Source organism: Duncaniella sp., assembly GCF_029056165.1.
Classification (GTDB): Bacteria; Bacteroidota; Bacteroidia; order Bacteroidales; family Muribaculaceae; genus Duncaniella.
Genome location: NZ_JAIDBW010000005.1, coordinates 1 through 6,572, shown reverse-complemented (window position 1 = coordinate 6,572; position 6,572 = coordinate 1). Strand labels below are relative to the sequence as shown.

Genomic DNA, 6,572 nt, shown 5'->3' with positions numbered 1-6,572 from the left:
GAGGGATTCGAACCCCCGGAGGTGTGACCCTCAACGGTTTTCAAGACCGCCGCAATCGACCACTCTGCCATCTCTCCATTGTGTCTATCGGGATTCAATCTCGATGATTTCGCTTAATCATCTTTGTCGTGAGGTTGTTTCCTTTTGACGTGTGCAAAGGTAGGGGCTTTTGTTGGAATACGCAAATTTTTGATGAAATTATTTTCATTATTTTTGAAAATACCGAATTATAGACTAATTTATGATCTATTATTCCCGACAGTCTAAGGATATTTTATCCAAATCGGGCGGTTGCCGATCAATCGCTGCAATTCACAATCCGTTCATTTCTTTCCCTTATCCTTACCCGCATTTGCCGATACGGCGGTAGGCAGCTTGGATTGGTTATGCGGAAAAATTACATATTCTTCGTAATAGGCAATCAGAAGTGTGGTGAGCGGGAGGGCTATAATCATACCGATAAGGCCGAGGAGTGTCCCCCACACCGAGAGCGAGAGAAGGATGATGGCCGGATTAAGCCCCATGACCTTTCCCATGATCTTAGGCGTAAGAATATAGTCGCAGATGGTCTGACTGATGGCATAGACCAGCAAGCATTTACCGAAAAGCGTCCAGAATGTGGCGTCGCCTCCCATCGAAAATACAAGACAGACAAAGGCTACCGGGATCAAGGTGATGTACTGGAAATAAGGGATCATATAGAGCACGCCAACCAAGATGCCGAGAACAATGGAAAGCGGTATGCCGACCAAGGCAAATCCGATACAGTAGAACACTGCTGCGCAGAGAGCCAGTACGGCCTGCCCGCGAAAATAGCGGTTCATACTGTTCTTGATGTCATTGCCAATCTTGAACGCAATCGGCCTGTATTTCGGCGGAACGATCAAACGGAAACCGCGCATTATGTGCTCATAATCAAGCAATATGAATATTACATAGATGAAAGTCAGAAACCATTCGAGTGTATGGATCAGAAATTCCAGAGAGGCTGAGACAACGGATGATCCGGTCGATAAGAGGGTCTCAAACTTCTGATTTTCCATAAGTTTCTCCATCATATCCTCGTCGAAATACTCAACTATATAGTCATGAATCTCCTTGGGAAGAAACGGAAGTAGCTGGCCATGACGGGAATAGTCATTGACCATTACGCCAAGCTGATGAATCTCCCTGATTATGGACGGCACGAACAGATATGCAAGTCCCGCTATGATTCCGGCCACTGAAATGAGGGTTGTAAAAATGGCCACTATGCGCCACCGTATGTGGAGACGTATCATGCAGAACTCTACTATAGGCTCAAGAATATATGAGATGAGGCAGGCAAGAAAAAACGGAAGCAGGACGTTGCTCAGTATATTGACAAGCCAGACTATAGCCGCAACAACAGCCAAACCGGCTATGAAACGGATTACTTTATCAAATGTGATGGGTTGTGATGCTGACATGAAACGTGAGAATTATTACAACGAAGATTATATAAATATAATACCCCACGAAGGAAAAAGGTTTATGCCATATACGTGAAAAGATGTCCGCGAGGGTGATGGCAAGCCGTACAGTTGGACATAATCGGACAAAAGTGTCCGATAGCGGACAACACTCGATTTAACAATATATTGAATATCAATAAATTATAAGTTTGGCACGCTGTTTGCATATCATATATGCGTAAAACTATAAAAATATCAATAACATCACATACAAATAAAAAAATGGATAGAGAACTGACATCCGGCGAACGCAAAAAAGCAATGCGCAAAAAACTCACACCTTATATAATAGGTGTATGTGCCACCATCATTATCATCATTGTTCTTATGATCAGCCTGCGGACAAGCGTGAACCGCGACGACCTCATGATAGCCACCGTCGATAACGGAACCATCGAAACTACGGTCACCGGTTCGGGAAGCGTCGTGCCGGCTTTTGAAGAGATCATTAACTCGCCCATCAACACCCGCATCGTCGAAGTCTATTGTAAGGCAGGCGACAGCGTGGATGTCGGCACTCCCCTCCTCCGCCTCGACCTCCAGAGCACCGAGACTGAGCTGAACAAACTCAAGGACCAGATAGAGATGAAACGCTACGAACTCGAACAGCAAAAAGTGGGCAACGACACCAAAATCTCCGATCTCACCATGCAGGTAAAGGTTAAGGAAATGACCGTCAACCGCCTCGAAGTCGAGCTGCGCAACGAACGCTATCTCGACAGCCTCGGTTCGGGCACAGGCGACCGTGTCCGTCAGGCCGAACTCGCCTACAACACCGGTAAGCTCGAACTCGAACAGATGCGCCAGCAGCTCGCCAACGAGCATAAAGTGACCGACGCCGGTCTCAACGTGAAGAACCTCGACATAAACATAGCAAGCAAGAATCTCGGTGAGATGAGCCGCACCCTCAACGATGCCCAGATCCGTGCACCGCGCCGCGCCACACTCACCTTCATCAATGACCAGATCGGTCAAAAGATATCCGAGGGCGAGAAGATAGCCATCATCTCCGATCTCAGCAATTTCAAAGTTGAAGGTGAGCTTGCCGACTCCTACGGCGACCGCATCCGCGTTGGTTCGAAAGCCGTTGTCCGCATAGGGCGCGAGCGTCTGCCCGGAATGGTCAGCAACGTCACTCCCCTATCGCGCAACGGTGTCATCTCCTTCACCGTCCGCCTCGACGATGAATCCAACTCCCGTCTGCGTTCAGGACTGAAAACCGATGTCTATATCCTCTGCGATGTGATGGAGGATGTGAAGCGAATCAAGAACGGATCATACTATACCGGTCCGGGTGCATACGAACTCTTCGTGTTCAACGGTGACGACGAGCTGGTCCGTCGTACAGTCCGTCTCGGCGAAAGCAACTTTGAATTCGTCGAAGTCGTCAACGGTCTCGAACCCGGTGACCGGGTGGTGGTCAATGACATGAAACGTTTCAACGACGTATCGACCATCAAGGTAAAATAACCTCTCTCCAAATCTCATTCTCCATAATCTCCATTATCACTAACAACCCCACTCAACACAATGCAACTCAAATCATCACTCCGACAATTGTGGGTCGAATCACGGGCCAACCCGACATTCACGTCGCTCTACGTCGGCGGTGTGGCCTTCGCGGTAGGATTCACCATGGTTTTCGCAATCATCTATTATGTCCACCTTGCCCCGATCTACCCGGAATACAACCGCGCCACTACCCAATACATCAGCAATATCACCATCCAAAACGAGAAAACCAACAATATGGGCATGGGCTCACTCGGACTCCCCTTCTTCCATCAGTTCATCAAGGATTCCGAGAATATCGAACACGTCACACTGACCAACGACTTCACATCACTCATCCAACCTGACGACAACAGCGGTGATTTCAAAGTGATGAGCCGTACGGCCGACCCTGAATTTTTCAACATCTATCCTTACGAATTCATTGCAGGCCGTCCGTTCAACGAAGCTGAGACTGATGCAGCAATGAAAGTTGCCGTCATAGATTCCTCTCTTGCCGACCGTCTGTACGGGAGCGCAGAGCAGGCGATCAATAAAGAAATCTCCGTCACCTATAAGAAATACAAGGTCATCGGCGTTGTCCGCGACAGTAATCCTATAGCCTTCATGTCATACGCAAACGTATTCGTTCCATATACGGTCTTTACCTCTCCGGGCGACAATCTGCTCAACGGTGAAATGTTCAACTATCTCGGTTCATATTCCATACCTTTAAAATTCAAGGACAAGGCTCAGGCCGAAAGATTCCGTGCCGAGCTGACCGACAAAATAAGCCGCACCAACGCTGCCGATACGGCCGGATGGGTCATCGATCTCCGCAGCGCACCCGTAAGCCACTCACTGAGAGTGCTCTCCCACTCCCAGAACGGTGATGACCTAAACCTCTGGATGCTCATCCGTCCCCTGCTCCTGATCCTCGCCGTCCTGCTGATAATTCCTGCCATCAATATCAGCGGCATGATCAGCGGACAGATGGACCGCCGCCTTGCCGAAATCGGTATCCGCCGCAGTTTCGGAGCTACGCGCAACCAGCTCACAGGTCAGGTGATGTTTGAGAATTTTGTCCTGACACTCATAGGTGGCTTCATCGGCCTCATCATCGCATGGGTTATGGTTCTCACCTGCCGCACGCTGCTCCTTCAGCTCCTCATCCCGTCGTGGGCGTCGTGGGAGTGCAAGGATGCATCGGTCAGCGTAAGTGGCGAGATGATATTCTCACCCGTAATATTTCTCGCCACCATCATCATCTGTCTCATCCTCAATATGCTTTCAGCCTATATCCCGGTCCGTCTTTCACTCCGTCGGCCCATCATCTCATCCATTAACTCCAAACGCTGATCACGGTCATGTTAAAACTCATCTATAAAAATATAATAGCACATAGAGGCCGCTATTGCTGGATCTTTATCGAAATGTGTCTTGTGGCCCTCATCGGATGGGCTATGCTCGATGATTTCATCGTAAATACCTATAAAAGATCACTCTCTCCGGGTTACGAGATCGATCATCTCGTAAGCTTTACATTCAGCACCTACCCCATTGATCCGACCGCTGACAGCGATGGCGGTGAGAGCGCGGAAGAAATCTACACCCACATCAACCGCATACTTGACCGTGCGCGTTCCGACAGCCGTGTTGAAGCAGCGACCTTTGTCAACAACAGCTCCTTCCTCCAAGGTTCTGTCTCGATCAATTCAGTCCCTACAGGTGAGGAAGATAAAAACGCTATCTATTACACCGTACATTTTTGGCCCAACACCGACTTTTTCAAAACCTTCGGCATAAGAAATGCCTACGGTTCTACCGACGATCTCTTTGAAGAGCCTTCGATGTCGGGACGCGACCTGATCGTTTCCGAAAGCATCGCCCGCTACATTTTTGGCGACGAGGCGGTCATGGGTCACTATCTCGAAGAAAAGGATTCCAGAGCCAATCCTGAAAAATTAAGCCGTATTGTCGGTGTAGTCAATGACTGTGTCTATCGTCCTGATTTCGGAACGACCCCCATTGTCTATAAGACGAGGAAGGTCAAAAATATTGGCAACCGTGAGAACATGGAGAGTATTGAAGGCGTGCTCCGCCTCAAATCAGGTGTCGATGTCGATAAGTTCATCGAGGACTACAGTCCGGTCCTCGCGACCGATCTGAAATCAGGTCCGCTCTACACTCACTCGCTCATAAGCTACCGCGACAGGGAGAAAGAAATGTCACGCGACATGACAAACCAGAGTTTCATCCAAGCCTCTATCACAGTGTTCTTTCTTGTCAATATCCTCCTCTGCATGTTCGGAACATTCTATCTCCAGACCCGCAAGAGATCCGAAGAAACAGGCGTGATGCGCACTTTCGGAGCTTCACGCGGATTTATCCTGCGCGAGATGATCGGCGAAGGAGTGCTGATCACTACTCTTGCATGGCTCTTGGGCTGCTTCCTCTACTGGCTCTATATCAAGGATGAGGGACTTGCCCATGTGATCAGCGGTTGGTCGGAAAACGCAACGCTTACGCTTCAGGCAATGGTGCCTATGTGGACGGATGACTTTAATTTCCACTTCGCAGTCATCTCACTTGTTATTTACGCTCTCATGCTCATCTGCACCATCGCAGGCATATATATTCCAGCCGTCAAGATTGCCAATATCAATCCCGTGGATGCACTGAAAGATGAATAACTTTTTTAATTGCTTAATGCATAATATCTTTCAATACCATACAATAATCATTCAAAAAACGTAAATCAAACAAACAATTTATAAACCCGCATAATCCTGAAGCATAAATCATCTGAATTGCGACCCTGAACGCATCAATCATGAATTATGCATTATGAATTATGCATTAAAAAAACTACCATTATGTCAATCATCAAACTTGAAGGAATCAACAAGATCTATAGAACAGACGAAATCGAGACTCTTGCACTCGAAAATGTGAATATCGCTATCGAGAAAGGCGAATTTGTCAGCGTAATGGGCCCGTCGGGCTGCGGAAAATCAACACTGCTCAACATTGTCGGCCTTCTCGACACACCGACAAGCGGAACAGTCAGCATCGACGGGACAGCACTCGGCAAGATGAGCGACAGCAAGCTGGCCGCTTTCCGTAACGCCAAACTCGGATTCGTGTTCCAGAGCTTCCATCTGATCAACTCGCTCAACGTCATCGACAATGTGGAGCTTCCCCTCATCTACCGCTCCATGAGTGCGTCAGAACGCTCAAAGCGTGTGCGCGAAGTCCTCGATCGCGTCGGTCTGAGCCACCGTATGCGCCACATGCCATCGCAGCTCTCCGGCGGTCAGTGTCAGCGTGTCGCTATTGCCCGCGCCATTGTCGGAAATCCCGAAATCATCCTCGCCGACGAGCCTACCGGTAACCTCGACTCCAAGATGGGTGCCGAAGTCATGGATCTCCTCCACTCACTCAACAAGGACGATGGCCGCACAATCATGATGGTGACCCACAATGAGGAACAGGCCAAACTGACCGACCGCATCATCCGTTTCTTCGACGGCCGTCAGGTGATGTAATCATCAATACTTAAAAACGGAAATACATTTCTCTGCAAAT

Annotated in this window: 5 protein-coding genes; 4 read left to right on the top strand and 1 reads right to left on the bottom strand. The window is 48.6% G+C overall.

Annotation, left to right across the window (positions count from 1 at the left end; translation table 11 throughout):
* Positions 1-323: 323 nt before the first annotated feature.
* Positions 324-1,448 carry an AI-2E family transporter gene (locus K2G41_RS00770; protein WP_300113023.1) on the bottom strand — a complete coding sequence of 375 codons (1,125 nt, stop codon included), beginning with the start codon at positions 1,446-1,448 and terminating at the stop codon, positions 324-326.
* A gap of 267 nt (positions 1,449-1,715) precedes the next feature.
* Here K2G41_RS00770 and K2G41_RS00765 point away from each other — a divergent pair, with 267 nt between their 5' ends.
* From K2G41_RS00765 to K2G41_RS00750, 4 genes are all read left to right on the top strand, one after another.
* Positions 1,716-2,963: an HlyD family efflux transporter periplasmic adaptor subunit gene (locus tag K2G41_RS00765; protein ID WP_300113021.1), complete on the top strand. Its 1,248-nt coding sequence runs from the start codon at positions 1,716-1,718 to the stop codon at positions 2,961-2,963.
* A gap of 60 nt (positions 2,964-3,023) precedes the next feature.
* Positions 3,024-4,343 carry an ABC transporter permease gene (locus tag K2G41_RS00760; RefSeq protein ID WP_300113017.1) on the top strand — a complete coding sequence of 440 codons (1,320 nt, stop codon included), beginning with the start codon at positions 3,024-3,026 and terminating at the stop codon, positions 4,341-4,343.
* Positions 4,344-4,351: 8 nt separating this feature from the next.
* Positions 4,352-5,677, top strand: coding sequence for an FtsX-like permease family protein (locus tag K2G41_RS00755; protein WP_300113014.1), 1,326 nt, complete (start codon positions 4,352-4,354; stop codon positions 5,675-5,677).
* Between the two features lie 189 nt (positions 5,678-5,866).
* Entirely contained in the window at positions 5,867-6,532 is a 666-nt protein-coding gene (locus K2G41_RS00750) for an ABC transporter ATP-binding protein (RefSeq protein WP_300113024.1), read from the top strand.
* Positions 6,533-6,572: the final 40 nt, after the last annotated feature.